The sequence below is a fragment of the Ruegeria sp. BF7 genome (assembly GCF_056538605.1).
This window is the reverse complement of the sequence record NZ_JBQFTM010000002.1, coordinates 223,208-249,586: the sequence shown is the minus strand read 5'-3', so window position 1 is coordinate 249,586 and position 26,379 is coordinate 223,208. Positions and strand designations below refer to the sequence as shown.

The window sequence follows — 26,379 nt, the reverse complement described above, 5'->3', positions numbered from 1 at the left end:
AACATGGCAGGCCATTCCAAATGGGCCAACATCCAGCACCGCAAGGGGCGTCAGGACGCCGCGCGGTCCAAGCTGTTTTCCAAACTGTCGAAAGAGATCACCGTCGCTGCCAAAATGGGCGACCCCGATCCCGACAAGAACCCGCGCCTGCGTCTGGCTGTCAAAGAGGCCAAGTCGAATTCGGTCCCCAAGGACGTCATCGACCGCGCGATCAAAAAATCTGTTGCAGGTGAAGGCGACGAATACGAAGAAATCCGGTACGAGGGCTATGGCCCCAATGGCGTCGCTGTCATCGTCGAGACGATGACCGACAATCGCAACCGGACTGCCTCGACCGTGCGTTCGACCTTTTCCAAGAACGGTGGCAATCTGGGCGAGACCGGCTCGGTCGGATTCATGTTCGAACGCAAGGGTGAGGTAGTATACCCTGCATCCGTGGGTGATGCCGACACCGTGTTCGAAGCAGCCATCGAGGCGGGTGCCGAAGACGTCGAAAGCTCGGAAGAAGGTCACATCATCTGGTGCGCCGATACCGACCTGAATGACGTTTCGAACGCGTTGGAAGCAGCGCTGGGCGAGACCGAGTCGACCAAGTTGGTTTGGAAACCTACCACCACGACCGAGTTGGGTCTGGACGACATGCAAAAGCTGATGAAGCTGGTCGATGCGTTGGAAGACGACGATGACGTGCAGCGCGTTACTACCAACTTCGAAGCCACGGACGAGGTCATGGCGCAGCTCTGACACGCGCCAGATAGCAGTCTTTGAAAACCCGGCCGTTGGCCGGGTTTTTCTTTTGCGACTCATGTGGTTCTTGGCCGGTGGCCCGTATCCCTATAGGCTTGCAGCCAGGCAGTTCTCTTCGCAGCGTAGATGACCCAAATGAGCGCATGACGGACACCGCACCCAAACGAAATATTCCGGTTCTGGCCGGGCAAAGTATCCTGTCTCAGGTTGCGTGGACACTAGGCAGCCCCTCCGTGGTTCTTCCGTTTCTGGCCGTTTCGCTGGAACTGCCAATGTTCATTGCCGGGGGACTGGTGTCGGTCCGAATGGTCGGCAGCATGATCTCGGACGTGTTCCTGGCGCAGCCAATTGCGGCGCGGGATCGGAAGAAACGCGGGATTGCCCTGACTGAAATTGCCATCGGTGCCTGCCTTGTCATGGCGGTGGTGGTCGCGTCGACCGGGGTGGTTCCAGCCATCGGAATGGCTTTCGTCGCGGCGTTTTTTCTGATTGGTCTGATCGAAGAGATTCAGTCGTTGATGTATACCGACCTGCTCGGCGACCACGTACATTCCAAGTCGCGGATGGTCTTGCACTACTTGCAGCTTGGCATTGGCGGGTTGGGGGCCATCGGATTGGTGTTGCTGGTGCATGAGATCACCAAGGAAAACCCGCCCTTTTCACGCCATTCTGCGGTGATTGCCGTTTCGGTCACGTTCTTCGTTCTGTCGGGCCTGTGCATTCTGGCAATGTCCGAGATCGACAAGGACGCACCAACTAACGCCGGCGCGCCGTCAGCGCGGAAACGGAAATTCTTTGAAAACTTCACCGATATTTTGGCCATGTTCGATCAAGCTTGGTTCCGCCACTACATGGTCATGCGCATACCATTGGTGGTGGTGTCCCTTTCGGTGCCGTTCTTTGCCCTGATCGCGGCCGAGGCGCATCACGCGTCAGCCAAAGGTTTGACAGCCATGATCATCTCATCCGCGTCAGGGTATCTGGTCTCAGCTCCGTTGTGGCAGTTGGTGAACATGAAGTCGCACCGGGCCGTGATGGTGGTGGGCAACCTGATGGTGGCCGTTACCGGAGGCGCATTGTTGGTGGTGCATTTTCTGGGGGTCGATCACGCGGTGCATCTTCATGCGGTGGCGTTGTTCATCGTGACGGTGGCCGTGACGGGCATCAGCGGGGCGAGAAAGCTGTACTTTTTGGACGTGGCCCCCAAGGATCAGCGCGTCAAAGGGGCCGCTGCGATCAAAAGCATCTGTCGGATCACGGCGGTCATCCTGTCGGCCGCATTGGCTGCCATCGCTCATATGCACGAAGTTGCTTGGGCCATTTTCTTCATTGTTCTCGTCAGCTTGTTTGCCGCTATTACCTGTTACCGGGTGGTTTTACCCAACGTGAAAAAGTCTGAGCCGACCTGACACGCCCAGTCAGGGCTGAGTTGGCAGGAGTGCCTGCGTTGCAACCCGTCTGACTGCATCACTCAGCGGGGCCAGCGCAGCGGAAAGAATGCGGCCCACTTGCCATGTCAGAGGCACGTCAAGGGGCGCATTGTGTAGCAGGGGAACCAACCTTCCGTCATCTAGCGCCTGCTGTGCCAGCCCGATCGGGTTCATGCCCCAACCCATCCCGGCCATTGCTGCGCCCACGAAGCCCTGTGGTGAGGGCAGGAAATGCGAGGGCGGTTTAATGCTTTGGCCGGTCTGTTCGGTGATCCATGATTTCTGCAGGCTGTCCTTGCGGTTGAAGGTCAGGCAAGGTGCCCGGGCCAGCGTGCGCGCGTTCACCCCATCGGCGAACCACTTGCGCATATAACCTGGGCTTGCGGTTGCGATGTAACGCAGTGCCCCCAAATCAGAGGAATCGCAGCCTGCAACCAGTTGACTGCCCACCGTGATGGCGGCGCTGACCTCTCCGCGCCGCAACCATTCTGCGGAATGGTCCTGATCGTCGACCACCAGATCGAACAGTATTCCGTCAACCTGTGCCATTGCATCGATGAACCACGTCGCCAATACGTCAGCGGGAACCGCCACACGGGCTCGTGCAGGACCAGTCGCTTGATCCAAGGTCAGTTCCCGGGCCAGTTTTGCCTCAAGAAGCCCGATATCCTCTGCATGTTGAGCGATACGCAACCCCGCCGGAGTGCCTGTGCACGGCGTGCCGCGATGGATCAGGGCGGCACCCACGCGATCCTCCAACGCCTTGATCCGTTGCGAAATGGCCGAGGGCGTCACGGCCAGCTCGGCAGCGGCTGCCTCAAAGCTGCCATGGCGCAGGATGGAAGACAGTGCCGAAAGGTGATTGGGATCGAGCAACATTAGCCAAACTTAACTGAGGTCAACATCTTTAATTTGATAGAGGGCGGCAATACCCGTAGTCAATACCTCGGAACCACAGGAGGTCACATGTCTACATCCCTGATCGCAGGCTTTGCTTTGGGCTTCAGCCTTATTCTAGCCATAGGTGCGCAGAATGCCTTTGTGCTGCGTCAGGGGTTGCGGCGCGAACATGTGCTGCCCCTGTGCCTGACCTGTGCAGTGTCGGACGCCATTCTGATCGCAGCAGGTGTCGCGGGGTTCGGCGCGCTGGCGGCGGCAGCGCCCTGGTTTGAAACGGTGATGCGATACGGCGGGGCAATTTTCCTGACGTGGTACGGCCTGCGCAGCCTGCAATCAGCATGGCGTGGGGGAGCGGTGATGGATGTGGCCGAGGGGCAGCGCGCCAGCCTGAGGTCCGTCCTGCTGACGGTTCTGGCCTTCACCTGGCTGAACCCGCACGTCTATCTGGACACGGTCGTGCTGATCGGATCGATCTCGGCTCAGTATGATGATCGGCTGGCCTTTGCGCTGGGCGCAATGCTGTCTAGCTTCGTGTTCTTCTTTTCCCTCGGCTACGGGGCAGGCATCCTGTCCCCTGTCTTTGCCAAGCCGCGAGCCTGGCAGGTTCTGGACGCGGTGATCGGCGTGGTCATGCTGGGGATTGCTCTCAAACTCGTGGCTATGTGATGGGTTGCCCCGGTCGGGGTTTCGGTGTTCAACCGTTAACATGACAACTCATGCGCCCGCATATCGCCCCCTGGTGGGCATGTTCTGGATGTTTGCCGCCGGGGTGTCCTTTGTTGTCATGACCGCGCTGGTCAAGTCGCTGGGTTCGACGATGGACCCGATTCAGGCGGCGTTTCTTCGGTTCGTCTTTGGTCTGATCTTTCTGCTTCCAGCCCTGAAGCTTGTTCTGACAACGCACCTGACACGCCGACATTTGACCCTGTTCGGTGTGCGCGGGATCGTGCATGCCGTGGCTGTGATGCTGTGGTTTTTCTCGATGACGCAGATCCCCTTGGCCGAGGTCACGGCGATGAACTACATGACGCCCGTCTATGTGACTTTGGGCGCGGCGTTGTTTTTAGGAGAGAAACTGGCTTTTCGCCGGATAGCGGCGATCTGTGTTGCAGTTGTCGGCGTCCTCATCATCCTGCGCCCCGGATTCCGCGAAGTTTCGGCAGGTCACCTGGCCATGCTGGGCACGTCTCTGGCGCTCGGCGGCTCGTATCTGATTGCAAAGGCGCTTGTACGGGATATTCCACCTTCAGTTGTTGTCGCACATATGTCGATGTGGGTGACGATTGCCCTGATCCCGTTTGCGGTGGCCGTCTGGACACCGCCAAGCCTGCGCGACCTGGGCGTACTGTTTCTGGTCGCCAGCTTTGCCACGGCGGGCCACTATTTCATGACGATTGCGCTGAAAGCGGCACCGGTGGCGGTTACGCAGCCGGTAACCTTCCTGCAACTGATCTGGGCCACGTTGCTGGGTGCACTGGTCTTTCATGAAAGCATCGACATCTGGGTTGTCGCGGGCGGCTCGCTGATCCTGTCGGCCGTCAGCTTCATCGCCTGGCGCGAGGCGATTTTGAACCGCAGCTACCTGACCACCCCCAGTATTGCGCCCAAACTATAGCGACATTCAGCGCGTCAAAGTGGTTATTAATTGACGAGTCAATAAAAACCCCGTAGCGTTTTCCCCACTTAACGTTGGGAGAGGACAGCTATGCCGAAACTCGGAATGGAGCCAATCCGTCGCGACGCTATCGTTCGCGCGACAATTGCCGAGCTTGGGTCGAAGAAGTCCCTTGACGTAACCGTCAGCCAAATTGCCAAGCGGGCCGGAATGTCCAGCGCCCTGGCGCATCACTATTTTGGCGGCAAGGATCAGATTTTTCTGGCCGCGATGCGACGCATCCTGTCTGATTTTGGTGCCGAGACCCGGGGCGAGCTAAAAACTGCTGCGCCGAAGGAGCGGGCGCAGGCCATCATCCGCGCCTCCTTTGCACCATCCTGTTTTACGCCTGATGTTATCGCCGCGTGGATGACGTTTTACGTTCTGGCTCAGACAAACGACGAAGCCCTGCGTCTATGGCAGATTTATCAGTCGCGTATCCGGTCCAATCTGATTGACGCCCTGCGCCCATTGATGAAGGACCCGGTCGAAGCGGCCGAGAATATGATCGCTCTGATCGACGGGTTGTATATTCGCGCCGCGCTCAGCGCGCCTGAAGACCCCCAACTGGCCGTGCAACACGCGATGCGTGTTCTCAACACTCTGCTCGAGGCTGAAAAATGACAAAACCTAACATTCTGATCCTGATGGTGGATCAGCTCAACGGAACCCTCTTTCCCGACGGTCCCGCAGACTGGCTGCATGCTCCGAACCTGAAGAAACTGGCCGAGAGATCGACACGGTTTGCCAACACCTACACGGCCTCGCCGTTATGTGCGCCCGGGCGGGCTAGCTTCATGTCCGGCCAGTTGCCCTCACGCACCGGCGTTTATGACAACGCCGCTGAGTTCAACAGTGACATCCCCACCTATGCGCACCATCTGCGTCGCGCAGGCTATTACACCTGCCTGTCGGGTAAGATGCATTTCGTCGGCCCTGATCAGCTACACGGGTTCGAAGACCGCCTGACCACCGACATCTACCCCGCCGACTTTGGCTGGACTCCCGATTACCGCAAGCCGGGTGAGCGGATCGACTGGTGGTATCACAACATGGGTTCGGTGACTGGCGCGGGTGTGGCAGAAATCTCGAACCAGATGGAGTACGACGACGAGGTTGCCTATCACGCCAAAGCCAAGCTCTATGATCTGGCGCGTGGCAATGATGACCGCCCGTGGTGTGTGACTGTCAGCTTTACCCATCCGCACGACCCCTACGTTGCGCGCCGGAAATACTGGGACCTCTATGAGGATTGCGAACACTTGCTGCCCGAGGTCGCAGACCTGGGTTATGACAACCAGGACCCGCATTCCAAACGCATCTTCGACGCCAACGACTGGCGCAGTTTCGACATCACTGAGGAAGATATCCGCAAGTCCCGCCGCGCGTATTTCGCCAACATCTCGTATCTGGACGACAAGATCGGCGAGATTCTCGAGGTGTTGGAAACCACGCGGCAGGAAGCGATCATCCTCTTCGTTTCGGATCACGGCGATATGCTGGGCGAGCGCGGCCTGTGGTTCAAGATGACCTTCTTCGAAGGCTCGTCGCGCGTGCCGCTGATGATCTCGGCACCGGGTATGCCTGCAGGGCGTATCGACACGCCGGTTTCGACGATTGACGTGACACCTACTTTGGGCGCGCTGGCGGGCGTGGACATGGCCGAGATAGCGCCGTGGACTGATGGTGAAGACCTAGTGCCTTTGGCGCAAGGTGGTGGGCGGACCACGCCGGTGGCGATGGAATACGCAGCCGAGGCGTCCTACGCCCCGCTGGTTTCGCTGCGCTATGACAAGTGGAAGTACAACCGTTGTGCGCTGGACCCCGATCAGTTGTTTGATCTTGAGGCCGACCCGCTGGAACAGGTGAACCTCGCCGAAGACCCCGCGCATGCCGGAACGCTGGAATCGCTGCGTGCGAAATCCGAGGCCCGCTGGGATTTGGATCAGTTCGACGCAGAAATAAGGGCCAGCCAGGCCCGTCGCTGGGTCGTGTACGAGGCGTTGCGGCAGGGTGGTTACTACCCGTGGGACTACCAGCCGCTGCAGAAAGCGTCCGAACGCTACATGCGCAATCATATGGATCTGAACACTGTCGAGGAAAGCCAGCGCTTCCCGCGCGGCGAATAACCTCTTCGTTTTTGAGAATTACTCCTGCCGAACAGTTCCAAACGTGGTTCGGCGGGCTATGGAGACCTGAATATGGAAGCAGATTTCGTCATCGTTGGCGCAGGGTCCGCAGGCTGCGCGATGGCTTACCGCCTGAGCGAGGCCGGGGCCTCAGTTCTGGTGATCGAACATGGCGGCACCGACGCTGGACCGTTCATCCAGATGCCCGCTGCGCTGAGCTATCCGATGAACATGGCGCGGTATGACTGGGGTTATGAGTCTGAGCCCGAACCGCATCTGAACAACCGCCGTCTGGCTTGCCCACGCGGCAAGGTGATCGGTGGGTCGTCCTCGATCAACGGTATGGTCTATGTGCGCGGCCACGCGCGCGACTTTGATACCTGGTCTGAAATGGGCGCGGATGGCTGGTCTTACGCCGATGTTCTTCCGTACTACAAGCGCATGGAGACCTGGCATGATGGCGGCCATGGCGGAGATCCCGAATGGCGCGGTAAAGACGGCCCGCTGCACGTATCACGCGGCCCGCGTGAGAACCCTCTGTTTAAGGCGTTTGTCGATGCGGGCCAGCAGGCGGGGTATGAGGTCACCGGCGACTATAACGGTGAAAAGCAAGAAGGCTTTGGCCCGATGGAGCAGACCGTCTGGAAAGGGCGGCGCTGGTCGGCGGCAAATGCTTATCTAAAGCCCGCCCTCAAGCGTGACAATTGCGAAGTCGTGCGCGGCTTGGCGTCTCGGGTCGTGATGGAGGGTGGCCGTGCGACAGGCGTTGAGTTGATCCGTGGCGGCAAAAAGGAAGTCATCCGTGCTCGGCGCGAGGTGGTTCTGGCCGCGTCCTCGATCAACTCACCCAAGTTGCTAATGCTGTCGGGGATCGGTCCGGCAGCGCATCTGGCCGACCACGGGATCGAAGTTGTCGCGGATCGTCCCGGTGTGGGCGCGAACCTGCAGGACCATCTGGAGCTTTACATCCAGCAGGCCTCGCTGCAGCCGATCACGCTGTATAAGCATTGGAACTTGGTCAGCAAAGGTCTGATCGGGGCGCAGTGGCTGTTCACCAAGACCGGCCTTGGTGCGTCGAACCAGTTCGAAAGCGCGGCCTTCATCCGTTCGAACCCGGGTGTCGAGTATCCGGATATCCAGTATCACTTCCTGCCCATAGCTGTGCGTTACGACGGCCAGGCCGCGGCGGAAGGGCACGGGTTCCAGGCGCATGTGGGGCCGATGCGCTCGCCATCGCGCGGGGCGGTTACGCTGCGTTCGGACAACCCTGAGGACGCACCGGAGATCCGGTTCAACTACATGAGCCACGAGCAAGATTGGGAGGATTTCCGCAAGTGTATCCGTCTGACCCGCGAGATTTTCGGGCAGGATGCGTTCAAACCCTATGCTGGAAAGGAAATCCAACCGGGAACGGACGTGCAGAGCGATGAAGAACTGAACGGGTTCATCGCCGAACATGCCGAAAGCGCCTATCACCCCTGCGGCACCTGTCGTATGGGGCGGGCCGATGACAAAAACGCGGTTGTTGATGCAGAGGGTCGGGTGATTGGTGTAGACGGGCTGCGGGTCGCCGATAGCTCGATCTTTCCGCAAATCACCAACGGCAACCTCAACGCGCCGTCGATCATGGTGGGCGAGAAGATGTCGGATCACCTGCTGGGTAAAGAAGCCTTGCCAAAGGCCAATGATCGCCCGTGGATTCACCCGGCATGGGCGACTGCCCAGCGGTGATTTGATCCGCGTCAAAGCGGGGTGTGGGAAACATGTCTAGACCTGAATCGCAACGACATATTTTAGGAGCGAACAGGAATGTCCCACACCCCGCATGAACTGGCCGAAGAGTTTCCGGAAAAAGTCGAACTGATGAGCCAGCTCAAGCAATCGGATGCACATTTTGCCCGCCTGGCGGATGAGTATCACGAAGTTAACCGCGTCGTACACCGCGCGGAAACCAACATCGAACCGATGGAAGATCTGGCCGAAGGCGAGCTGCGCAAGAAGCGCGCTGCACTTAAAGATGAGATCTGGTCGATCCTGTCCAAGGCTTAAGACCCAAGGGCGGGGGCTCTGCCCCCGTCGCGACGGACTGCGGCTTCCCCGGGGCATTTTCCGGCCGGATATAGTCAGGTGACTTCGTAGGGCAGGGTGCCGCGGGTATGGGCGTCAATGGACAGGCGGCGTTCCAGAGGCGGAACCGAGCGTTGGTGGCAGTTTTGCCGCTCGCAGATACGGCAGGAAATGCCAATGGGTTCATAAGCGCTTGCGTTGGTGATATCGAGGTTATCAGCGTAGACCAGCGCCTCGGCGTGACGGACTTCGCACCCTAGGGCGATGGCATAACGGCGCACGGGCGCGCCGTAAGAACCACCCGATTTCGACACATCCCTTGCCAATGAGATATAGCGGACACCATCCGGTGTTTCCGCCAGTTGCCGCAGGAAGTGGCCGGGTGTTTCAAAAGCACGGTGGACGTTCCAAAGGGGGCAGGCGCCGCCAAACCGGGCAAATTGCAGGCGCGTGGCCGAGTGGCGCTTGGTGATGGTCCCGGCCTGATCGACGCGCACAAAAAAGAATGGGATGCCCTTGGCGCCGGGACGCTGCAGTGTCGAAAGCCGGTGCGCCACCTGTTCAATGGATGCTCCGAATCGATTGCTGAGAAGCTCGAGATCGTGGCGGTACTCCTGCGCGGCGGTCAGAAACGCATCATAGGGCATCAGCGAGGCCCCAGCGAAATAGTTGGCCAGGCCGATTTTGGCGATGGACCGGGCCTCGTCGCTTTGAAACTTGGCGAAGTCCAGCGTCGCGTCGAGCAGCTTGTCCTGGCTGATCAGCGCCACCTGCAGCAGCAGTTGAAACACCTGTGTTTGCGGTGCCGTTCGGGATGAGAGCTGCAGCGTTTTGCTGTCAGCATCGTATTTCCGAGTCTCGGAAATATGCACGAACTGCACCCGAATGCCGCGCTCACCGAGGCTGTTGATCGCTGCGGCGCGAATACCGCCGGCTTCTTCGGCGCGGGTTGAAAACCGCTCGGCGGCGCGATCGACAGCGTCGATATAGTTGTCGCAGTAATGGAAAAAATCGCGCACTTCCTCCCACGGGCTGGCCTGAATTTGCGCGTCTTCACGGCCCAGGGCCTCGTCCAGAGAGGCAAGCCGTTCGTGAGTTTGGCGATAGGTTCTGTGCAAGGCGATGAATGCACGGGCCAGAGCAGGGGCGTTTGAGGCAGTGAGGCGTAGATCGGCCAGCGGGGGCATGTCGTCGAACACCGGGTCAGCCAGCGCCTCTCGCATGTCCGAGACCAGACGCTCACTGTCGCCGGTGCTCAGTTCGGTCACATCCATGCCGAATTCTTGCGCCAGCGCCAGAACAACCGTGGTCGAGATCGGACGGTTGTTGTTTTCCATCTGGTTTAGGTAGGGCAGAGAAACGCCCAGTTTTGTGGCGAATTCTTTCTGCGTCAGGGTCAGGCGCGTGCGCATTTCGCGCAGTTTCGCGCCAGCATAAAGCTTTTGGGTGGCCATGGCGTGCCTTTGCAACTTTTCTGTTGTCGCAGGCTAACTTTGCAAACCAATCGGTGCAAGCCGTGTTACAGGCCCAATTTCCGTTCGCGGCGGATGACCGAAACGATGGCGCAGATTGCCAAAACGGATGTCGCCAGCATCAGCCAAAGCAGTGGCATCGCTCCGGTTTCGTGGGTCAGAAGGGTTCCAGCCAGGGCGCTGAGACCAGCACCGCCGCCCAGCATGATCGCGCCACTCAGTCCCGAAGCGGTGGCGGCAAGATGAGGGCGTACCGACAATGCGCCTGAAGTGGCATTGGGAATTGTCATGCCGTTTCCGATCCCCACAAAGGTCATGAAGCCAAAAAAGCTGAGTGCCGTTCCAAAGCCAGCCAGAAACAGGATAGCTGACAGAGCAACGCCGATTGCGTTCAGCAAACACCCCCAAAACACCATCCGGTTGACGCCAAAGCGGGTCGAATAGCGCCCGCTGACGAAATTGCCGAAGAAATACCCAATCGCTGGCGCGCCGAAATAGATACCGACCTGCGCGGCGCTGAGGCCAAAGAGTTCGGTGCCGATAAAGGGGGCCCCGCCCAGATAGGCAAAGAATGCGCCAGAGGAGAGGGCGGACGACAGCGAATAGCCCCAGAACCGGGGGGAGCGCAGCAATTCCGGGTATTCGCGGAACTGCTGTATCAGCGTTTTGCCGCTCTTGGCCGAGGTTTCGCCAAAGTCGACGTAGGTCAGCGCCAGTGTCATTACACCTAATGCAAAGGGAAGCCAGAAATTGGCCTTCCAACCAAAGCTCTCTTCCAGCAGACCACCAATCGCCGGACCAATCATGGGCACAACCGCCATGCCCATCGTGACATAGCCTATCATTGAGGCTGCTTGATCCTGATCGTACAGGTCGCGCACCGCCGCCCGGCTGAGCACCATGCCGACTACCACGATGGCCTGGCACATCCGGAAGGCCAGAAAAACTTCGATGCTCGGGGCGAAGATGCAGCCCAGAGTTGCGATCAGAAACAATGCCAGCCCCCACAGCATGACGGGCCGGCGCCCGGCCTTATCCGCGATCGGGCCGATCAGGATCTGCAATATCGCATTGACCAGAAGGTACAGCGCAATCGACAACTGCATCACCTTGTAGTCGGCCTGAAAATGTATCGCCATGTTCGGCAGGCTGGGCAGGAACAGGTTCAGGCTGAGCGCGGACAGCCCAGAAAGCAAAACCAACGTCGATATCGTGGGGGGCGAGCGGTGCGGCCGGGAAGAACTAAACTGCATGGTTCACATGTTAAGTGACCGTTTCAGGGAATGCTATCCAAGACTGCGTCTCACTGTGAAACTTAGCAAATTTACAGTTTTCCATAAGTTTGTTGCGGTAACTTTGCAAATTTGCCGAAAGATGCTTTGGACCTGAAGCGTATGCGTATAGTGTCGCGCGAAATCTCACAGGGAATGAGCGCCATGAAAGATATCCTTACCGAGCTTGAAGACCGCCGCAACGATGCCCGGCTGGGCGGCGGACAAAAGCGTATCGACGCGCAGCATGGGCGTGGCAAGCTGACCGCGCGCGAGCGGATCGAACTGCTGCTGGACGAAGGCAGCTTTGAAGAGTTCGACATGTTCGTCAGCCACCGCTGTACCGATTTCGGGATGGAAAAACAAAAGACTGCGGGCGATGGCGTGGTCACCGGATGGGGCACGATCAATGGCCGAATGGTCTATGTGTTCAGTCAGGACTTCACGGTGTTTGGTGGTTCGCTGTCGGAAACCCACGCGCAGAAGATCTGCAAGATCATGGATATGGCGATCCAGAACGGTGCGCCGGTGATTGGAATCAACGACTCGGGCGGTGCGCGAATCCAGGAGGGCGTGGCCTCGCTGGCGGGCTATGCCGAAGTGTTCCAGCGCAACATCATGGCCTCGGGCGTGGTACCGCAGATCAGTGTAATCATGGGCCCCTGTGCCGGTGGCGCGGTATACAGCCCGGCGATGACCGACTTTATCTTCATGGTCAAAGACACCTCCTACATGTTCGTGACCGGCCCTGACGTTGTGAAAACCGTCACCAACGAGGTCGTCACCGCCGAGGAATTGGGCGGTGCTTCGACCCACACCAAGAAGTCTTCGGTTGCTGATGGTGCGTTTGAAAACGACGTCGAGGCGATGGCCGAAGTGCGCCGCCTGGTCGATTTCCTGCCGCTCAACAACCGCGAGAAACCTCCGGTGCGCCCGTTCTTTGACAGCCCGGAGCGGATCGAGACCTCGCTGGACACGCTGATACCCGACAATCCGAACACACCCTATGATATGAAAGAACTCATCACCAAAGTGGCGGATGAGGGCGACTTCTACGAAATCCAGGAGGATTTCGCCAAGAACATCATCACCGGTTTTATCCGTCTGGAAGGGCAGACCGTAGGTGTCGTAGCCAATCAGCCGATGATTCTGGCTGGCTGTCTGGACATCGACAGCTCGCGCAAGGCGGCACGGTTCGTGCGCTTCTGCGACTGTTTCGAGATTCCGATCTTGACGCTGGTAGACGTGCCGGGCTTCCTGCCGGGCACCTCGCAGGAATATGGCGGTGTGATCAAGCACGGTGCCAAGCTGCTGTTCGCCTATGGTGAAGCGACCGTCCCGAAAGTCACCGTGATCACTCGTAAAGCCTATGGTGGTGCCTATGACGTTATGGCCTCCAAGCATCTGCGTGGTGATTTCAACTATGCCTGGCCCACGGCCGAGATCGCGGTGATGGGCGCTAAGGGCGCGACCGAGATTATTCATCGTGCCGATTTGGGCGATGCTGAGAAGATCGCGCAGCACACGCAGGATTACGAGAACCGGTTCGCCAACCCCTTTGTCGCCGCCGAACGTGGCTTCATCGACGAGGTGATCATGCCGCAATCCACCCGCCGCCGTGTGTCCCGTGCGTTTGCCAGCCTGCGCAACAAGCAGCTGAAAAACCCGTGGAAAAAGCACGACAATATCCCGTTGTAAGGGGTGTCCAAACGAACCACCTGCCGGGGGCCAATCCGTCGGCGGATCATGGCGTAACTGTCGAGCGGAAGTTTGACTTTGAGACCAATGCTGATAGATGACTGACCTTATCAGACATAGAAAAGCGCGGGCCACAAGCCATGCGCGCGCGACCCCGGAGAGAGGAGCCCGCGTCAATCGGGGCTGGGGTCGCGCCTTTATTCTGATGTGTCTGGGATGGTCATCTACCGCTGTTGCGCAGCCCGAAAACCTGTTGCCGGTTCCGTCGGGTCAACCCGTGCATCTGAGCGATGTTCTGCTGGACAACACCCCGGGCGAGCTGTGGGTCAGGTTCCGTTTTGTGGCGCCCAAGATCGGCTACACCGCTGGACGAATTGGCTATGATGTCGCTTCGAACGACATGGAACACTTGTGCCAAACCCTAGCGGTTGCCTATTTGGCGCACCATGAGCTTGATCCGGCGCGTGTCGTGATTTCGTTGTCTGACCGGCCTGTCGAATTCGGGCGATCCGCGCCTGACGCCACGCAGTTTTTTGAAGCCTACCGGCTGGAGCAATCCCAATGTATCTGGGAGGCGCTCTGACCATGAAATCCCGTTTTCACCACCTCAGAGCGTTTCTGAATACCTATGCGGCTTTGGAGGTGCGCGATATGATCCCGTCTGCATTTAGGGGCGATTCTGTTTCCCTACTCTCAGTGAATAGCGAGGTGCCGGTATGCTGAAGCACCGCGGTTTTCCCGGGCGCCTTCCGGGGACGGATTTTCAATTCACCATTCGCCGGGCCAATCCCAAAGGGGTCACGCCGATTACGCGACGCGAGCGGTTCCGTGATCGCAAACCGGCAGACCGTCGTGCGGATACCGCGTTCATGGAAGCGCTGTGGCAGAACTTCGGGGATCAGCCTTTCGAGCGTGGCAATCTGGACGCCGGCCGCCTGAGCTGGCTGTTCGAGCGCGAAGTGATCCCGGCCGAAGACCCGTTTGATCCGGCCAACTATGACGCCTTGCTGATCATTGATGTGGACGCGGCGCGGATGTCGTTCCCCGATGTCTTCGACGGGGTGCGCTGAACCGTGCAGGCCACTGTCGCGCATATCCATCCGGGGGCACCTTCGGAAAAAACCCTGCCCAGTTGCGGGCAGGGCGGTTCAGTGCGTTCAGAAATTCAGCTGCGCGGCGACCTGAATACGGTTGCCGTCAAAGGTCCGGCCCGTGGGTTCGTCGTTCCGCTCACCATAGATGTACTCGGCGCTCAGCGTCAGGTTCTCGGTGGCCTGATAGAAAGCGTTGACGTGGATCGTCTCCAACTCGGTGAAGGACAAAGTGCCGGTCGAGGTCGGCAGGTCATAGTCTTCTTTGCCGTAAGCGATGCCGACATTCCACTTTTCTCCCAGGTCCTGACGGAACTCGATGGTGTATCCATCCACGTCGTTGGCCTGACCGCCAACAACAGCATCACCAAGGCCGATCAGATAGGGGCCAAGGGCCTCTCCGTTGACATAGTTGACCTGAAACAGCCCGCCCTGCCACGGACGCACCGATCCGGACAGGGTAAAGCCGGTCTGGTCCACCTCGACGCCTCCGCCTTCGGCCTTGCCATAAAGGGCCGACGCGCGGGCGATATAGGTGCCGTCATTGTATTCAGCCGAGGCGGTCAGCACCGGATCATCCGAGTTCGACCCGCTGACGTTTTCTTCGACCGAAACGGCGAAAGACGTGTTGGTCCCGAAACTGTTGGTGTAGCGGACCTGTGGAACACGGGCGAAAGCGATGCCAACCGGTCCGTTGAATTCGACCGAGGTCGGATAGGTGTCCAGCGGCTGGAAGTTGGTCCAGTACTGGCCGATCAGCCAATTGTCCCCGATTCGGATATTGGCATGGCGCAATCGAAACTCGGCGGTGCCGTTCGAGGCGAAAAGGTCAACCTCCAGTTGGCCGCCGATGTCGCCAATGGCGCTGGGCGTGGTGGTAAGCAAACCGATCCGCGATTGGCGTACAGTGGCGCCGAAGGTGCCGTCGGTGGCTGCCGAAGGCTCACCGATGACGTTCACGAAGGCGGTGTCGCCCTGGTCGAACTCGAAGTCATAGAAGAAGTCGGCTTTTACATAGCCATAGACGTCCAAAGTGGTGTTGCCGATCCTGAATTCTCCGGGGGTGGTGCCCGGTCCTGTAGATTCCAGCGCTTCGATCCGGGCACGCAACGCATCCAGTTCAGCCTGAGTTTCAGCATCTTGGGCAAAGACCTGCGTACCGGTCACGCTAAGAGCATAGGCAGCGAGCAGGAATGCCTTTTTTCTCTTTATAATCATGTGGGTGTTCCCTTGTGTGCAGAAGTGCAAGGGCAAGGTTTCACGCAAATGTCAGCGTGGGAAATCACGAGAACGGGATGGGAATCGCGTGATTTCTCAAGAAGAATTGTGCGAGGGCTCAGTAGTTTTCACAGCCGGGTGAACAGATCGGTTAACCCTACGGCTGTGAACGGAGATTTGAAGCGGTGGCCGGTGCCAGGCCGTGATGCTGCATGTGCAGAAACGGGTGTCGATGGTGAGCTTTGTAACGCCAATGTGACTGTGCGGGCCATCGGTTTCGCGCACCCGATGGTGCAGCGTGTCGGCGCAAATTTGCGCGGGAATTCACCGTATGGGCGAATTCCAGCCGGAATCTCTCTTGGAAACAATACTTTGTTTGCGGCCTTGATTGTGCCGTGCAATGTGAATGAGCCGTGCGGCTCTACTTTGCCTGCGCCGCACAAGCACCTACTATTCCGTACCCCTTCCTTCCGCGGGCAGGTTTGTGAAACTCACAATACCTCGCCCGCGTTTTTCTTTGAGCGCTCTTTGCGCTTAAAGCGGCATAATTCTGCGCAAAATGCAGATTTGGGGGGCCTGTTATTGAATAACAGCCCCCACTTACGCCATCAGCGCCCCGACGCATCAAGAAACCAAAAGGGGCAGAGCGTATGCGAATCTCAAAAATCATCCTTGCCGTGGCGACCTGTGCTGGGCTTGCGGCCTGTGGCGACTCGTTCGGCGAGCAGGCCTTGCTTGGCGGCGGCGCAGGGGCGCTGGGTTCGGCGGTCCTGGGTGCCGATCCGTTCGTCGGAGCGGCAGTCGGTGCCGCGGGCAACGTGCTTTACTGCAAGACGCAAAAGAACTGCTACTAACTTAAACTACGGGGCGCCCGTCGCCCCGACCGTCATCGCGCAACACGCCGTCGTGGGGTTCAAGCCCCGTGGCGGCGTTTTGCGTTTCCAGAACACCAAGACAAAGGACGTTCCATGTTCAACAAGATCCTGATCGCCAACAGGGGCGAGATCGCTTGCCGAGTCATCAAGACCGCTCGTAAAATGGGCATTGGCACTGTTGCCATTTACTCGGACGCGGACAGAAACGCGTTGCACGTGTCGATGGCGGATGAGGCCGTTCACATTGGGCCCCCACCCGCGAACCAGTCCTATATCGTGATCGACAAGGTGATGGACGCTATCCGCCAAAGCGGAGCGCAGGCCGTTCACCCCGGCTATGGTTTCCTGTCTGAAAACTCGAAATTCGCCGAGGCGCTGGAAGCCGAAGGTGTGGCGTTCGTCGGTCCTCCGGTCGGGGCTATCGAAAGCATGGGCGACAAGATCACCTCGAAGAAAATCGCACAGGATGCGGGGGTTTCGACGGTGCCTGGATATATGGGCCTGATCGAAGACGCTGATGAGGCCGTGAAGATCTCAAACGAAATAGGCTATCCGGTGATGATTAAGGCCAGCGCTGGTGGCGGTGGCAAAGGCATGCGGATCGCGTGGAACGATGACGAGGCGCGCGAGGGTTTCCAATCCTCGAAAAACGAGGCTGCGAACTCGTTCGGCGACGACCGGATCTTTATCGAGAAATTCGTGACCCAGCCGCGACACATCGAAATTCAGGTCCTGTGCGACAGCCATGGCAACGGCATCTATCTGGGCGAACGCGAATGCTCGATCCAGCGCCGTAATCAGAAAGTGGTGGAAGAGGCCCCGTCGCCTTTCCTCGACCCCGAAACCCGCAAGGCGATGGGGGAACAGGCTGTGGCTCTGGCCAAGGCCGTGAACTATGCCAGCGCTGGCACTGTTGAGTTCATCGTCGATGGCGACAAGAACTTCTACTTTCTCGAAATGAACACCCGCCTGCAGGTGGAACACCCGGTGACCGAGTTGATCACTGGCGTCGATCTGGTCGAACAGATGATCCGCGTGGCCGCCGGTGAGAAGCTGACGATCACTCAGGATGACGTGACTCTGACCGGTTGGGCGATTGAAAACCGTCTGTATGCCGAAGACCCGTATCGCGGCTTCCTGCCGTCGATTGGACGACTGACCCGCTATCGTCCGCCGCAGGAAACGGCTGCTGGTCCGATGTTGGTGAACGGAAAATGGCAGGGCGACGCGCCTGAAGGTGAGGCTGCGGTGCGTAACGATACCGGCGTCTATGAAGGCGGCGAGATCAGCATGTATTATGACCCGATGATCGCCAAGCTGTGCACTTGGGCGCCGACCCGCGAACAGGCGATCGAGGCGATGCGCGTGGCGCTGGACAGTTTCGAGGTCGAAGGTATCGGCCACAACCTGCCGTTCCTGTCTGCCGTGATGGACCACCCGAAATTCGTCAGCGGTGACATGACCACCGCGTTTATTGCCGAGGAATACCCTGACGGTTTTGAAGGCGTTCAACTGTCTGCAGTTGATCTGCGCCGGATCGCGGCGTCCTGCGCGGCGATGTATCGTGTGGCCGAGATCCGCCGCACGCGTGTTTCGGGCCGCATGGACAACCACGAACGCAAGGTCGGCAAGCGCTGGAACGTGGCGCTGCAAGGGCAGGAGTTCGACGTCAAGGTCAAGGCCGACAAGGAAGGCGCGACCGTCAAGTTCGCCGACGGTGAAAGCTTGCGCGTTGTGTCGGATTGGACGCCGGGCGATCAGCTTGCTGTCGTGGACGTTGATGGCAGCCCTCTGGTCATGAAGGTTGGCAAAATCTCGGGCGGGTTCCGTATTCGCAACCGGGGCGCGGATCTGAAGGTGCATGTGCGCCGTCCACATCAGGCCGCTCTGGCCAGGCTGATGCCCGAGAAACTGCCGCCCGATACCTCGAAAATGCTGCTCTGCCCGATGCCCGGCCTGATCGTAAAGATCGACGTCGAAGTGGGGCAGGAAGTGCAGGAAGGTCAGGCGTTGTGCACCGTTGAGGCGATGAAAATGGAGAACATCCTGCGCGCCGAGAAAAAGGGTACCGTCGCCAAGATCAACGCAGGCCCCGGCGACAGCCTCGCCGTGGACGATGTGATCATCGAGTTCGAATGATCATGACCGCGCTTTTGCCATATCGCACTGGGTCCCCGGCGCTTCACGTCGGGCGCTTGGTTCGTGGCGAAGGCGCTCAGCCTCCCTCGCGCCGTTCGCGGATCTCGCGTTCACGCAGGGGTGTCTTGTCAATTGACCGGCCGATCTCGCGCACGCTCCATGGGGACGGTTTACGCAGTTTGACGACGCCGTCCTTGTCGACAAACACCATCTGGAACCCGCGTGGCCGCAATTGCGACCGGATCGGTGATCGCGCTGAAGGGTCGGTGTCGGTCAGTACGACCACGTCGCGGTCGCGCATGGCTGCTTCGCCCTCGACCAGCATGTCGATCTGTTGCTGGAACCGCGGGTCGGCGGGCGTGTCGGCGAATACCACGATGGGCCGATTAACCCAGAGGAACTCGCTGAGTTCGCTATCACCAGCAGAGCGGACGAATTCGTCCTCTGCCGGAGCAGACCCATCGGCAGCCATCGCGGCTAGCGGTAATAGTGCCGAGAAAACAAGGGCAAGCGTTCGTGTCATGGGGCCTCCTGTTGAAATGAATATAGCCCCTGTGCCCACGAATGCGACCGGTGAATTGCGCGAGGCGTTCAAAATCTTGCGTTTGAGCGCGACCGGATTGGGCGCCCAGAGCATCACATCGCGAAGGGAATGCCCTGTCGCGACCCGAATTGAGAAAAGGATATCGCTATGACCGATACGAAGGACTGGCAGGTGTTGGCCGAGAAAGAGCTGCGCGGTCGCCCGCTGGAAGACCTGACCCGGGAGACACTGGAAGGCATCGACGTCAAACCGCTCTATACGAAGGACGATACCGCCGACCTGCCACATATGGGGTCGCTGCCCGGCTTCGGGCCGTTCACGCGCGGGGTGAAGGCGACGATGTATGCCGGGCGTCCCTGGACGATTCGTCAGTATGCGGGGTTTTCGACGGCCGAGGAATCGAACGCCTTCTACCGCCGGAACCTAGCTGCTGGTCAGCAGGGCGTTTCGGTGGCATTCGATCTGGCGACGCACCGTGGCTATGACAGTGACCACCCGCGCGTTGTGGGCGATGTCGGTAAGGCCGGTGTGGCCATCGACAGCGTCGAGGACATGAAGATCCTTTTTGACGGCATCCCGCTGGACAAGGTCTCGGTCTCGATGACGATGAACGGCGCGGTGATTCCGATCCTGGCGAGTTTCATCGTAGCGGGCGAAGAACAGGGGCACGATAAGTCGGTTCTGTCCGGCACTATTCAGAATGACATTCTGAAAGAGTTTATGGTCCGCAACACCTATATCTACCCGCCTGAGCCGTCGATGAAGATCATCTCGGACATCATCGAGTTCACCTCGAACGAGATGCCGAAATTCAACTCGATCTCGATCTCGGGCTATCACATGCAGGAGGCCGGGGCGAACCTGGTGCAGGAACTGGCCTATACGCTGGCTGATGGCCGCGAATATGTACGCGCCGCGACCGAGGCCGGAATGGACGTGGACAAGTTCGCAGGTCGTTTGTCCTTCTTTTTTGCCATCGGCATGAACTTTTTCATGGAGATCGCCAAGCTGCGTGCGGCCCGTACGTTGTGGCACCGGGTGATGACAGATTTCGGCGCGAAATCCGAGCGGTCCAAAATGCTGCGCACCCACTGCCAGACTTCGGGCGTGTCGCTGCAGGAACAAGACCCTTATAACAACGTGATCCGCACCGCCTATGAAGCAATGAGCGCGGTTCTGGGTGGTACTCAGTCGCTGCACACCAACGCTCTGGACGAGGCGATCGCGCTGCCAACTGATTTCTCGGCCCGCATCGCGCGGAACACGCAGTTGGTGCTGCAGGAAGAGACCGGCGTGACCGATGTGGTCGATCCGCTGGCAGGTTCTTACTATGTCGAAAGCCTGACCAGCGAACTGATCGAAAAAGCCTGGGCCCTGATGGAAGAGGTCGAAGAGATGGGTGGCATGACCAAGGCCGTCGCTTCCGGCATGCCCAAGCTGCGGATCGAGGAAAGCGCAGCGCGGCGTCAGGCCATGATCGACCGGGGCGACGAAGTGATCGTCGGCGTCAACAAGTACCGCAAGGAACAGGAAGACCCGATCGACATTCTGGACGTCGACAACGTAGCCGTGCGCGAAGCTCAGGTCGCGCGGTTGGAACGTATCCGCGCAACGCGGGACGAAGCAGCCTGCCAACAGGCATTGGACGCTCTGACCACCACTGCCCGCGAGGGTGGAAACCTGCTGGCCGCCGCCGTCGAGGCCGCCCGTGCCCGCGCATCCGTAGGAGAGATCAGCATGGCAATGGAAAAGGAATTCGGCCGTCACCGCGCCGAGGTGAAAACCCTGGCAGGAGTTTATGGTGCGGCCTACGAAGGCGACGAAGGTTTTGCCGCGATCCAGAAATCCATCGAAGATTTTGCCGAGGTGGAAGGTCGTCGCCCCCGCCTGTTGGTCGTCAAGATGGGGCAAGACGGCCACGATCGGGGCGCCAAAGTGATCGCCACCGCCTTTGCGGATATTGGCTTTGACGTGGACGTCGGACCTCTGTTCCAGACGCCAGCCGAAGCTGCGCAAGACGCCGTGGACAATGATGTGCACGTGGTAGGGATCTCTTCGCAGGCAGCGGGGCACAAGACGCTTGCGCCGCAGCTGGTCGAGGAACTCAAGAAGGCGGGTGCCGAGGATATCATCGTCATTTGCGGCGGTGTGATTCCGCAACAGGACTATCAGTTCCTCTATGACCACGGGGTCAAGGCGATCTTTGGGCCGGGCACTAATATCCCCGAAGCTGCGCAGGATATCCTGCGTCTGATTGCCGAAGCCAAGGGGTGAGCCCAACGAGGTTTTTCGACAAAAAATCTTGTGATCCGGCGTCTTTGACGGAAACATGCGACCAGGCCCTTCGTGGGTCTGGTCGCAATCTTTTGGGAGGATGCACGTGTTACTAGATCATCTGGCAGTGGCGGGTGAGACGCTGGAAGCTGCATCTGCACACATCGAAGGCGCTTTGGGTGTGTCACTGCAAGACGGCGGCAAGCACGACGCCTTTGGGACTCACAACCGTCTGTTAGGGTTGCGGGATGGGCTGTATCTGGAGGCCATCGCAATCGACCCACAGGCGCCCAGGATGGAACGCACACGGTGGTTCGACCTTGACCGGTTTGCAGGCGCGCCGCGCCTGAGCAACTGGATTTGCCGGGTTTCGGATATTGAAGCTTCCGTGTCCATGTTTCCTGATGGTGTGGGGCAGCCGATTGATCTGGCCCGTGGCGCGTTGAGGTGGAAAATGGCGGTGCCCCCGAACGGAAGGTTGCCGTTCGACAATCTGTTTCCCGCCCTGATTCAATGGCACGGCGATCTGCACCCGGCGCAGATGCTGCAGGACAGCGGGTGCCACCTTCGACGCCTTGTGGTCTTCCACCCCGATGCGCTGGATCTGGCCCGATTGCTGGGTGATTTGGAAAACGTGGTGTTTGACACCGGCCCCGCAGCGTTGCGGGCCGAGTTCGAAACGCCGCATGGCCCACGCGTGTTGGAATGATCATTAGAGCGGCGCAGGTTTCAGACGCCCCCTCAGTCGTTGCAATCACCAACGCGATCATTCGCGACACGCTGGTGACCTTCACCACCGATGAGCGCAGCGTGGATGCCATTGCCGCGGACATTAAAACCCGCGGTCCTGCCTATCTGGTGGCCGAATCGGATGGACAGGTTTTGGGCTTCGCCACTTACAGTTTGTTTCGTGACGGTCCGGGCTATGCGCATTGCCGCGAGCACACAATCCAGCTGGCCCCTGAGGCGCGCGGGCAGGGCGCAGGGCGGGCCTTGATGTCTTCGCTTGAGGGTGCGGCGCAGGCAGAGGGCGTGCACGTGTTGGTCGCCGGGATTTCCTCGGCCAACCCAGGGGCGGTCGCGTTTCACGCCGCGCTTGGGTACACGCAGGTGGGTCTCATGCTCGAGGTCGGGTGCAAATGGGGCAAACGGTTGGACCTTGTGCTGATGCAGAAAATTCTTTCGACTGACGAATAGGTTGCACCTGACAGTTGCGATTTGGGGCGCTAGGGTGCGCTCATGTCGATCTGGACTCGTATATCCGACGCGCTGAGCGCGCTTGCCCAAGGCGAAAGCCTGACGGCTGTTTTTGAGAAACTGCGCACGCCGCCCGAACGCTCGGTCGCATTTGCGATTGCCGTGATTGCGCTGGGCGCAAAGATGGCAAAGGCCGATGGTCAGGTGACGCGCGACGAGGTGACAGCCTTCCGCGACGTTTTCCAGATCGCGCGCGAAGACGAGGCCGGCGCGGCAAGAGTTTTCGACATGGCCCGAACGGATGTTGCTGGCTATCAGGACTATGCTCGCAAGATTGCCCGCATGTTCGCCGATGACAGCACCACCCTTTGCGATCTGATGGAGGGGCTGTTTCACATTGCCATGGCCGACGGGTTCTATCACCCCAACGAGAACGAGTTCCTGGAAGAGGTCAGCCGCATTTTCGGTCAGTCAGAGGCGCAGTTCCTCGCCCTGCGCGCGCGGTTTGTGCCCGACGCGCCCAAGGACCCTTACACGGTTCTGGGTGTGCCCCGAGACATGCCGCTGCCCGATATCCGTACGGTCTGGCGGCAATTGGTACGAGACACGCATCCCGACGCGATGATGGCGCGCGGTGTGCCCGAGGAAGCCATCCGTCTGGCCGAAAAGAAGATGATCGACATCAACCGCGCCTGGGACGAGATCAACGGCGCGCGGGCTTAACCGCGATGCGACTGGCGACCTACAATATCGAATGGTTCGCCAACCTGTTCGATCGCAACGACAATCTGGTCGTCGATGACAGCTGGTCCGGCCGCCACAACGTCACCAAAGCGCAGCAGGTCGAGGCCATCGCCAAGGTTCTGACGGCGGTCGACGCAGACGCGATCCTGATCGTCGAGGCACCGAACTCTGGCAAGACTCAGGACACCATCCGCGCGTTGCAGGGCTTTGCCGAGGCATTCGATCTGCGCACCTCGCACGCGATTATGGGATTTGCAAACGACACCCATCAGGAACTTGCCCTTCTTTACGACCCCAATGCGCTGACCGTGCGGCACGATCCGGTCGCGGGCGAAAGAGCGGCGCCGCGTTTCGACGGGGTGTTTCAAATCGACCTCGATATCGACGCCACCGAAGACCATGTGCGTTTTTCCAAGCCGCCGATGGAGTTGGCGGTGCAGATCCGGGCCGGGGCGCAGGTTCGGCTGATCGGAGCGCACCTGAAATCCAAGGCACCGCACGGCGCCGGATCGCGGGACGAGGCGATCCGAATCTCGATTGCGAATCGCAGAAAGCAACTGGCGCAGGCCGTTTGGCTGTCCCGTAGAGTAAGGACGCATATCGCGGAAGGAGAGCAGGTCATTCTTTTGGGGGATTTGAACGACGGGCCGGGGCTGGATGAGTTTGAGCATCTGTTCGGGCGGTCTTCGGTCGAGATTTTGCTGCAGGCCGGATTGTTCGATCCACACGCGAAAGGAGCGGGTCCGGCCCTGTCTACAGCCCGGTTTGCTCGCGAGGGCGGCCAATTCCTCGAGGCGCTGCTGGATTATATCATGGTCAGTGATAACCTACGCGCCCGGCGTCCTGCCTGGCGGATATGGCACCCGCTGAAGGACGCCGGCCTCCGCGCCTTGCCGGACCTGCAACAGGCACTGCTGACGGCATCCGACCATTTCCCGGTTACGCTGGATATCGACCTCTGACCTTTAATCATGGGGCATCACGGCTTATATTTCGGGTCATGAAACTTTTTTTTCCGATCTGCGCGGTAACAGCGGCTCTGGCATTGCCCGCCCATGCCGAGGAAGAAACCGGCAAATCTCTGATGGAGCAGGGCGCCGAGCTGTTTTTTGAGGGCCTGCGACAGGAAATGGAGCCCGCGCTGGATGACCTGCAAGGTCTGGTCACTCAATTCGGTCCGGCGATGCAATCGTTCTTTGAGCAGATGGGGCCTGCTTTGACGGAGCTGGCGGGTGAGATCGAGGATTGGAGCGCCTATGAAGCGCCCGAAATCTTGCCGAACGGAGACATCATCATCCGCAAGAAACCCGAGCAAGATCAACCCGTCCCCCCGGCAAACACCGAAGAGGAAACGGACGAGGGAACGGAAATCTGATCCTCAATCCCGGATGACTACGCGGGTGTTCGACCTCAGCGCGTTTGCCAGTGATGTCAGCCGCGCCTCGGCCACTTCGTTGAACAACGGGCGTGCTTCAGGTGGCAGCAGCAGGTCAAGCTGACGCTTTTTTGGAAAAAAGCGCAAAGTCCCCATAGGGGCGTCATTCTGCATCCAGAGCATGGCGCCAAAGCGCATGGCCTTGCCCAGAACCTCTGCCTGTTTCTGACCCTTCTCGTCCAGCAGCTTGTAAATCGGCTCGAACCTGTTGCCCTCGCGTTTGTTGCGATACCGGTGCTGCAGGGCGAGGCCGATGAAGACCCGTTCAGAGTGCTTCAGCCCGCCCAGATTGGCACGGGTGACATAGTCAAAACAGACTTCGGCCCGGTAATCGGGATGAGCGCGCCAACTGACGTCATGCAGCAAACAGGCCGCTTTGATCAGGCGCACGCGCGCCTCGGGGGCCGATTTGAAAAGTGGCATGACGAAATCGAACAAGTGCTTGCCGAAGCCCGGCAGGCGGGCGTCCTTGGCCTCGGAAAACCGGCTGGCCTCGATCAGTGGGTCGCAGTCGCGCAGGGATTGCGGCATTTGCTCGTAAAGCAACCCCTCGCGTATGCCATAGCTTGAGATCGCAATGTCTTTTGGTTTGAACGTCCGGATCAGACGCGCCAGCACATCCATCGCATAGGGGATCAGCGCCATACGGGAACTGGAAACACCGGCAAGGCTGCGCATTTCGTCCGGGTCGCCCTTTTCGATGAACTTGATGGTCTGGTGAACCTGCTTGGTGGTCATGCGGTATTCATGCAGTACGTTCAGCGGGTAACCCCGGCGCAGCATGTCCAGCCGGGCGAAGGCGCGCCAACTGCCGCCGACAAGGAACAGACGGTCACGTTGCCTGCCCATCTGGTTGCGCAACTCTTCCATGGTGGCCTTGATGTGGGCTTTACGCGCGCGCCGACCGCCCTTGATGTCACGCAGTTTCAGTGGACCCAGGGCAGAGGTCACACGGCGTCCCACGTCACCGGCACCGATCTCGGCCAGTTCCATGGACGAACCACCGATGTCGCAGATCAATCCATAGGCGCCGGGCCAGCCCAAAAGCACGCCCTGCGCTGACAGCCGCGCCTCTTCCCCACCATCAATGATCGAGACAGTCAGGCCCGTTTCTGATCTGACTTCATCGCAGAAGTCCGGCCCGTCTTTTGCCTCGCGCACGGCGGCGGTGGCGACAACATGTAGACCTGGAAGGCCCAGATCGTCGGACAGACGCCGGAACCGGCGCAGCGCGGCCAGTGCGCGCACCCGTCCGCGGGGATTCAGGCGGCCGGTCTCAGACAGACCCGCGCCCAGTTCGCACATGACTTTTTCGTTGTAGAAATAGGCCGGTGATCGCGCAGCGCCGTCAAAAATCACCATCCGGACAGAGTTTGAACCAACGTCGACCACACCCACACGCGACAGGGCGCGGGCTTCGGGGTTGTCAAACAATGGCTTACCGAAAGACCCCCAGTCTGGAATTTTGGTTTCGACGGTCTGATCCATGTCTTT

At 59.3% G+C, this 26,379-nt stretch carries 25 protein-coding genes; 19 read left to right on the top strand and 6 right to left on the bottom strand.

Annotated features, from left to right (window positions below; genetic code table 11):
* The first annotated feature begins 3 nt into the window (after positions 1 to 3).
* Both ACR0IK_RS07085 and ACR0IK_RS07080 read left to right on the top strand, forming a co-directional pair.
* Positions 4 to 744 (top strand): YebC/PmpR family DNA-binding transcriptional regulator, encoded by a 741-nt coding sequence (locus tag ACR0IK_RS07085; protein WP_480590034.1) that lies wholly within the window; start codon positions 4 to 6, stop codon positions 742 to 744.
* A gap of 146 nt (positions 745 to 890) precedes the next feature.
* Positions 891 to 2,156, top strand: coding sequence for a permease (locus ACR0IK_RS07080; protein WP_480640948.1), 1,266 nt, complete (start codon positions 891 to 893; stop codon positions 2,154 to 2,156).
* A gap of 9 nt (positions 2,157 to 2,165) precedes the next feature.
* Here the strand turns inward: ACR0IK_RS07080 and ACR0IK_RS07075 are convergent, their stop codons facing one another.
* Positions 2,166 to 3,056, bottom strand: a complete 891-nt coding sequence (locus tag ACR0IK_RS07075; protein ID WP_480640947.1) for a LysR family transcriptional regulator ArgP — start codon at positions 3,054 to 3,056, stop codon at positions 2,166 to 2,168.
* 87 nt (positions 3,057 to 3,143) lie between these two features.
* Here ACR0IK_RS07075 and ACR0IK_RS07070 point away from each other — a divergent pair, with 87 nt between their 5' ends.
* The 6 genes from ACR0IK_RS07070 (at position 3,144) to ACR0IK_RS07045 (ending at position 8,909) form a co-directional block, all read left to right on the top strand.
* Entirely contained in the window at positions 3,144 to 3,743 is a 600-nt protein-coding gene (locus ACR0IK_RS07070) for a LysE/ArgO family amino acid transporter (protein WP_480590028.1), read from the top strand.
* 40 nt (positions 3,744 to 3,783) lie between these two features.
* A complete protein-coding gene (locus tag ACR0IK_RS07065; RefSeq protein ID WP_480640946.1) occupies positions 3,784 to 4,692 on the top strand; it encodes a DMT family transporter in 909 nt (302 codons plus the stop codon).
* Between the two features lie 90 nt (positions 4,693 to 4,782).
* Positions 4,783 to 5,355, top strand: coding sequence for a choline-binding transcriptional repressor BetI (gene betI, locus ACR0IK_RS07060; RefSeq protein ID WP_480590024.1), 573 nt, complete (start codon positions 4,783 to 4,785; stop codon positions 5,353 to 5,355).
* Positions 5,352 to 6,860 carry a choline-sulfatase gene (betC, locus tag ACR0IK_RS07055; RefSeq protein WP_480590022.1) on the top strand — a complete coding sequence of 503 codons (1,509 nt, stop codon included), beginning with the start codon at positions 5,352 to 5,354 and terminating at the stop codon, positions 6,858 to 6,860. Before betI ends, betC begins: the two co-directional genes overlap by 4 nt.
* A 72-nt stretch (positions 6,861 to 6,932) precedes the next feature.
* Positions 6,933 to 8,591, top strand: a complete 1,659-nt coding sequence (betA, locus tag ACR0IK_RS07050) for a choline dehydrogenase (RefSeq protein WP_480590020.1) — start codon at positions 6,933 to 6,935, stop codon at positions 8,589 to 8,591.
* Between the two features lie 78 nt (positions 8,592 to 8,669).
* The gene (locus ACR0IK_RS07045; protein ID WP_480590018.1) at positions 8,670 to 8,909 is read left to right on the top strand and encodes an HP1242/YdcH family protein; all 240 of its coding nucleotides are present in this window, start codon (positions 8,670 to 8,672) and stop codon (positions 8,907 to 8,909) included.
* A 74-nt stretch (positions 8,910 to 8,983) separates the two neighbouring features.
* On the opposite strand, the gene ACR0IK_RS07040 is transcribed toward ACR0IK_RS07045, so the two are convergent.
* Both ACR0IK_RS07040 and ACR0IK_RS07035 read right to left on the bottom strand, forming a co-directional pair.
* Positions 8,984 to 10,381 carry a helix-turn-helix domain-containing protein gene (locus ACR0IK_RS07040; RefSeq protein ID WP_480640945.1) on the bottom strand — a complete coding sequence of 466 codons (1,398 nt, stop codon included), beginning with the start codon at positions 10,379 to 10,381 and terminating at the stop codon, positions 8,984 to 8,986.
* 65 nt (positions 10,382 to 10,446) lie between these two features.
* The gene (locus ACR0IK_RS07035; protein WP_480640944.1) at positions 10,447 to 11,652 is read right to left on the bottom strand and encodes a multidrug effflux MFS transporter; all 1,206 of its coding nucleotides are present in this window, start codon (positions 11,650 to 11,652) and stop codon (positions 10,447 to 10,449) included.
* Positions 11,653 to 11,835: 183 nt separating this feature from the next.
* Between ACR0IK_RS07035 and ACR0IK_RS07030 the strand changes: the two genes are divergently transcribed.
* From ACR0IK_RS07030 to ACR0IK_RS07020, 3 genes are all read left to right on the top strand, one after another.
* Positions 11,836 to 13,368, top strand: a complete 1,533-nt coding sequence (locus ACR0IK_RS07030; protein WP_480590012.1) for an acyl-CoA carboxylase subunit beta — start codon at positions 11,836 to 11,838, stop codon at positions 13,366 to 13,368.
* A gap of 97 nt (positions 13,369 to 13,465) precedes the next feature.
* Complete coding sequence (locus ACR0IK_RS07025) at positions 13,466 to 13,951, top strand: DUF6497 family protein (RefSeq protein ID WP_480640943.1); 486 nt, start codon at positions 13,466 to 13,468, stop codon at positions 13,949 to 13,951.
* A 133-nt stretch (positions 13,952 to 14,084) separates the two neighbouring features.
* Complete coding sequence (locus tag ACR0IK_RS07020; protein ID WP_480640942.1) at positions 14,085 to 14,438, top strand: hypothetical protein; 354 nt, start codon at positions 14,085 to 14,087, stop codon at positions 14,436 to 14,438.
* Between the two features lie 87 nt (positions 14,439 to 14,525).
* On the opposite strand, the gene ACR0IK_RS07015 is transcribed toward ACR0IK_RS07020, so the two are convergent.
* Positions 14,526 to 15,677: a DcaP family trimeric outer membrane transporter gene (locus ACR0IK_RS07015; protein WP_480640941.1), complete on the bottom strand. Its 1,152-nt coding sequence runs from the start codon at positions 15,675 to 15,677 to the stop codon at positions 14,526 to 14,528.
* A gap of 650 nt (positions 15,678 to 16,327) precedes the next feature.
* Here ACR0IK_RS07015 and ACR0IK_RS07010 point away from each other — a divergent pair.
* Positions 16,328 to 16,531, top strand: a complete 204-nt coding sequence (locus ACR0IK_RS07010) for a hypothetical protein (protein ID WP_480590004.1) — start codon at positions 16,328 to 16,330, stop codon at positions 16,529 to 16,531.
* A gap of 114 nt (positions 16,532 to 16,645) precedes the next feature.
* Positions 16,646 to 18,691: an acetyl-CoA carboxylase biotin carboxylase subunit gene (locus tag ACR0IK_RS07005; protein ID WP_480590002.1), complete on the top strand. Its 2,046-nt coding sequence runs from the start codon at positions 16,646 to 16,648 to the stop codon at positions 18,689 to 18,691.
* A 76-nt stretch (positions 18,692 to 18,767) separates the two neighbouring features.
* Here the strand turns inward: ACR0IK_RS07005 and ACR0IK_RS07000 are convergent, their stop codons facing one another.
* The gene (locus ACR0IK_RS07000; protein WP_480640940.1) at positions 18,768 to 19,214 is read right to left on the bottom strand and encodes a DUF4174 domain-containing protein; all 447 of its coding nucleotides are present in this window, start codon (positions 19,212 to 19,214) and stop codon (positions 18,768 to 18,770) included.
* 168 nt (positions 19,215 to 19,382) lie between these two features.
* Here ACR0IK_RS07000 and scpA point away from each other — a divergent pair, with 168 nt between their 5' ends.
* From scpA to ACR0IK_RS06970, 6 genes are all read left to right on the top strand, one after another.
* Complete coding sequence (gene scpA / locus ACR0IK_RS06995) at positions 19,383 to 21,509, top strand: methylmalonyl-CoA mutase (RefSeq protein WP_480640939.1); 2,127 nt, start codon at positions 19,383 to 19,385, stop codon at positions 21,507 to 21,509.
* Positions 21,510 to 21,615: 106 nt separating this feature from the next.
* Complete coding sequence (locus ACR0IK_RS06990) at positions 21,616 to 22,218, top strand: VOC family protein (RefSeq protein WP_480640938.1); 603 nt, start codon at positions 21,616 to 21,618, stop codon at positions 22,216 to 22,218.
* Positions 22,215 to 22,706 (top strand): N-acetyltransferase family protein, encoded by a 492-nt coding sequence (locus tag ACR0IK_RS06985; RefSeq protein ID WP_480640937.1) that lies wholly within the window; start codon positions 22,215 to 22,217, stop codon positions 22,704 to 22,706. Before ACR0IK_RS06990 ends, ACR0IK_RS06985 begins: the two co-directional genes overlap by 4 nt.
* A 42-nt stretch (positions 22,707 to 22,748) precedes the next feature.
* The gene (locus tag ACR0IK_RS06980) at positions 22,749 to 23,429 is read left to right on the top strand and encodes a TerB family tellurite resistance protein (protein WP_480589993.1); all 681 of its coding nucleotides are present in this window, start codon (positions 22,749 to 22,751) and stop codon (positions 23,427 to 23,429) included.
* Positions 23,430 to 23,434: 5 nt separating this feature from the next.
* Positions 23,435 to 24,412: an endonuclease/exonuclease/phosphatase family protein gene (locus ACR0IK_RS06975; RefSeq protein WP_480589991.1), complete on the top strand. Its 978-nt coding sequence runs from the start codon at positions 23,435 to 23,437 to the stop codon at positions 24,410 to 24,412.
* 38 nt (positions 24,413 to 24,450) lie between these two features.
* Positions 24,451 to 24,825, top strand: coding sequence for a hypothetical protein (locus ACR0IK_RS06970; protein ID WP_480589989.1), 375 nt, complete (start codon positions 24,451 to 24,453; stop codon positions 24,823 to 24,825).
* Positions 24,826 to 24,828: 3 nt separating this feature from the next.
* Here ACR0IK_RS06970 and ACR0IK_RS06965 read toward each other — a convergent pair whose 3' ends face one another.
* Positions 24,829 to 26,373, bottom strand: coding sequence for a Ppx/GppA family phosphatase (locus tag ACR0IK_RS06965; protein ID WP_480641146.1), 1,545 nt, complete (start codon positions 26,371 to 26,373; stop codon positions 24,829 to 24,831).
* Between the last annotated feature and the right edge of the window lie 6 nt (positions 26,374 to 26,379).

What these genes read in the sequence shown, in the direction of transcription:
- ACR0IK_RS07080 (WP_480640948.1), top strand. Translation starts at nt 891, where the DNA reads ATGACGGACACCGCACCCAAACGAAATATTCCGGTTCTGGCCGGGCAA.
- ACR0IK_RS07015 (WP_480640941.1), bottom strand. Translation starts at nt 15,677, where the DNA reads ATGATTATAAAGAGAAAAAAGGCATTCCTGCTCGCTGCCTATGCTCTT.
- ACR0IK_RS07085 (WP_480590034.1), top strand. Translation starts at nt 4, where the DNA reads ATGGCAGGCCATTCCAAATGGGCCAACATCCAGCACCGCAAGGGGCGT.
- betC (WP_480590022.1), top strand. Translation starts at nt 5,352, where the DNA reads ATGACAAAACCTAACATTCTGATCCTGATGGTGGATCAGCTCAACGGA.
- betA (WP_480590020.1), top strand. Translation starts at nt 6,933, where the DNA reads ATGGAAGCAGATTTCGTCATCGTTGGCGCAGGGTCCGCAGGCTGCGCG.
- ACR0IK_RS07030 (WP_480590012.1), top strand. Translation starts at nt 11,836, where the DNA reads ATGAAAGATATCCTTACCGAGCTTGAAGACCGCCGCAACGATGCCCGG.
- ACR0IK_RS07045 (WP_480590018.1), top strand. Translation starts at nt 8,670, where the DNA reads ATGTCCCACACCCCGCATGAACTGGCCGAAGAGTTTCCGGAAAAAGTC.
- ACR0IK_RS06985 (WP_480640937.1), top strand. Translation starts at nt 22,215, where the DNA reads ATGATCATTAGAGCGGCGCAGGTTTCAGACGCCCCCTCAGTCGTTGCA.
- ACR0IK_RS06980 (WP_480589993.1), top strand. Translation starts at nt 22,749, where the DNA reads ATGTCGATCTGGACTCGTATATCCGACGCGCTGAGCGCGCTTGCCCAA.
- ACR0IK_RS07065 (WP_480640946.1), top strand. Translation starts at nt 3,784, where the DNA reads ATGACAACTCATGCGCCCGCATATCGCCCCCTGGTGGGCATGTTCTGG.
- ACR0IK_RS07005 (WP_480590002.1), top strand. Translation starts at nt 16,646, where the DNA reads ATGTTCAACAAGATCCTGATCGCCAACAGGGGCGAGATCGCTTGCCGA.
- ACR0IK_RS07035 (WP_480640944.1), bottom strand. Translation starts at nt 11,652, where the DNA reads ATGCAGTTTAGTTCTTCCCGGCCGCACCGCTCGCCCCCCACGATATCG.
- ACR0IK_RS07020 (WP_480640942.1), top strand. Translation starts at nt 14,085, where the DNA reads ATGCTGAAGCACCGCGGTTTTCCCGGGCGCCTTCCGGGGACGGATTTT.
- ACR0IK_RS07025 (WP_480640943.1), top strand. Translation starts at nt 13,466, where the DNA reads ATGACTGACCTTATCAGACATAGAAAAGCGCGGGCCACAAGCCATGCG.
- ACR0IK_RS07075 (WP_480640947.1), bottom strand. Translation starts at nt 3,056, where the DNA reads ATGTTGCTCGATCCCAATCACCTTTCGGCACTGTCTTCCATCCTGCGC.
- ACR0IK_RS06975 (WP_480589991.1), top strand. Translation starts at nt 23,435, where the DNA reads ATGCGACTGGCGACCTACAATATCGAATGGTTCGCCAACCTGTTCGAT.
- ACR0IK_RS07040 (WP_480640945.1), bottom strand. Translation starts at nt 10,381, where the DNA reads ATGGCCACCCAAAAGCTTTATGCTGGCGCGAAACTGCGCGAAATGCGC.
- ACR0IK_RS06970 (WP_480589989.1), top strand. Translation starts at nt 24,451, where the DNA reads ATGAAACTTTTTTTTCCGATCTGCGCGGTAACAGCGGCTCTGGCATTG.
- ACR0IK_RS07000 (WP_480640940.1), bottom strand. Translation starts at nt 19,214, where the DNA reads ATGACACGAACGCTTGCCCTTGTTTTCTCGGCACTATTACCGCTAGCC.
- ACR0IK_RS06965 (WP_480641146.1), bottom strand. Translation starts at nt 26,373, where the DNA reads ATGGATCAGACCGTCGAAACCAAAATTCCAGACTGGGGGTCTTTCGGT.
- betI (WP_480590024.1), top strand. Translation starts at nt 4,783, where the DNA reads ATGCCGAAACTCGGAATGGAGCCAATCCGTCGCGACGCTATCGTTCGC.
- ACR0IK_RS07010 (WP_480590004.1), top strand. Translation starts at nt 16,328, where the DNA reads ATGCGAATCTCAAAAATCATCCTTGCCGTGGCGACCTGTGCTGGGCTT.
- ACR0IK_RS07070 (WP_480590028.1), top strand. Translation starts at nt 3,144, where the DNA reads ATGTCTACATCCCTGATCGCAGGCTTTGCTTTGGGCTTCAGCCTTATT.
- scpA (WP_480640939.1), top strand. Translation starts at nt 19,383, where the DNA reads ATGACCGATACGAAGGACTGGCAGGTGTTGGCCGAGAAAGAGCTGCGC.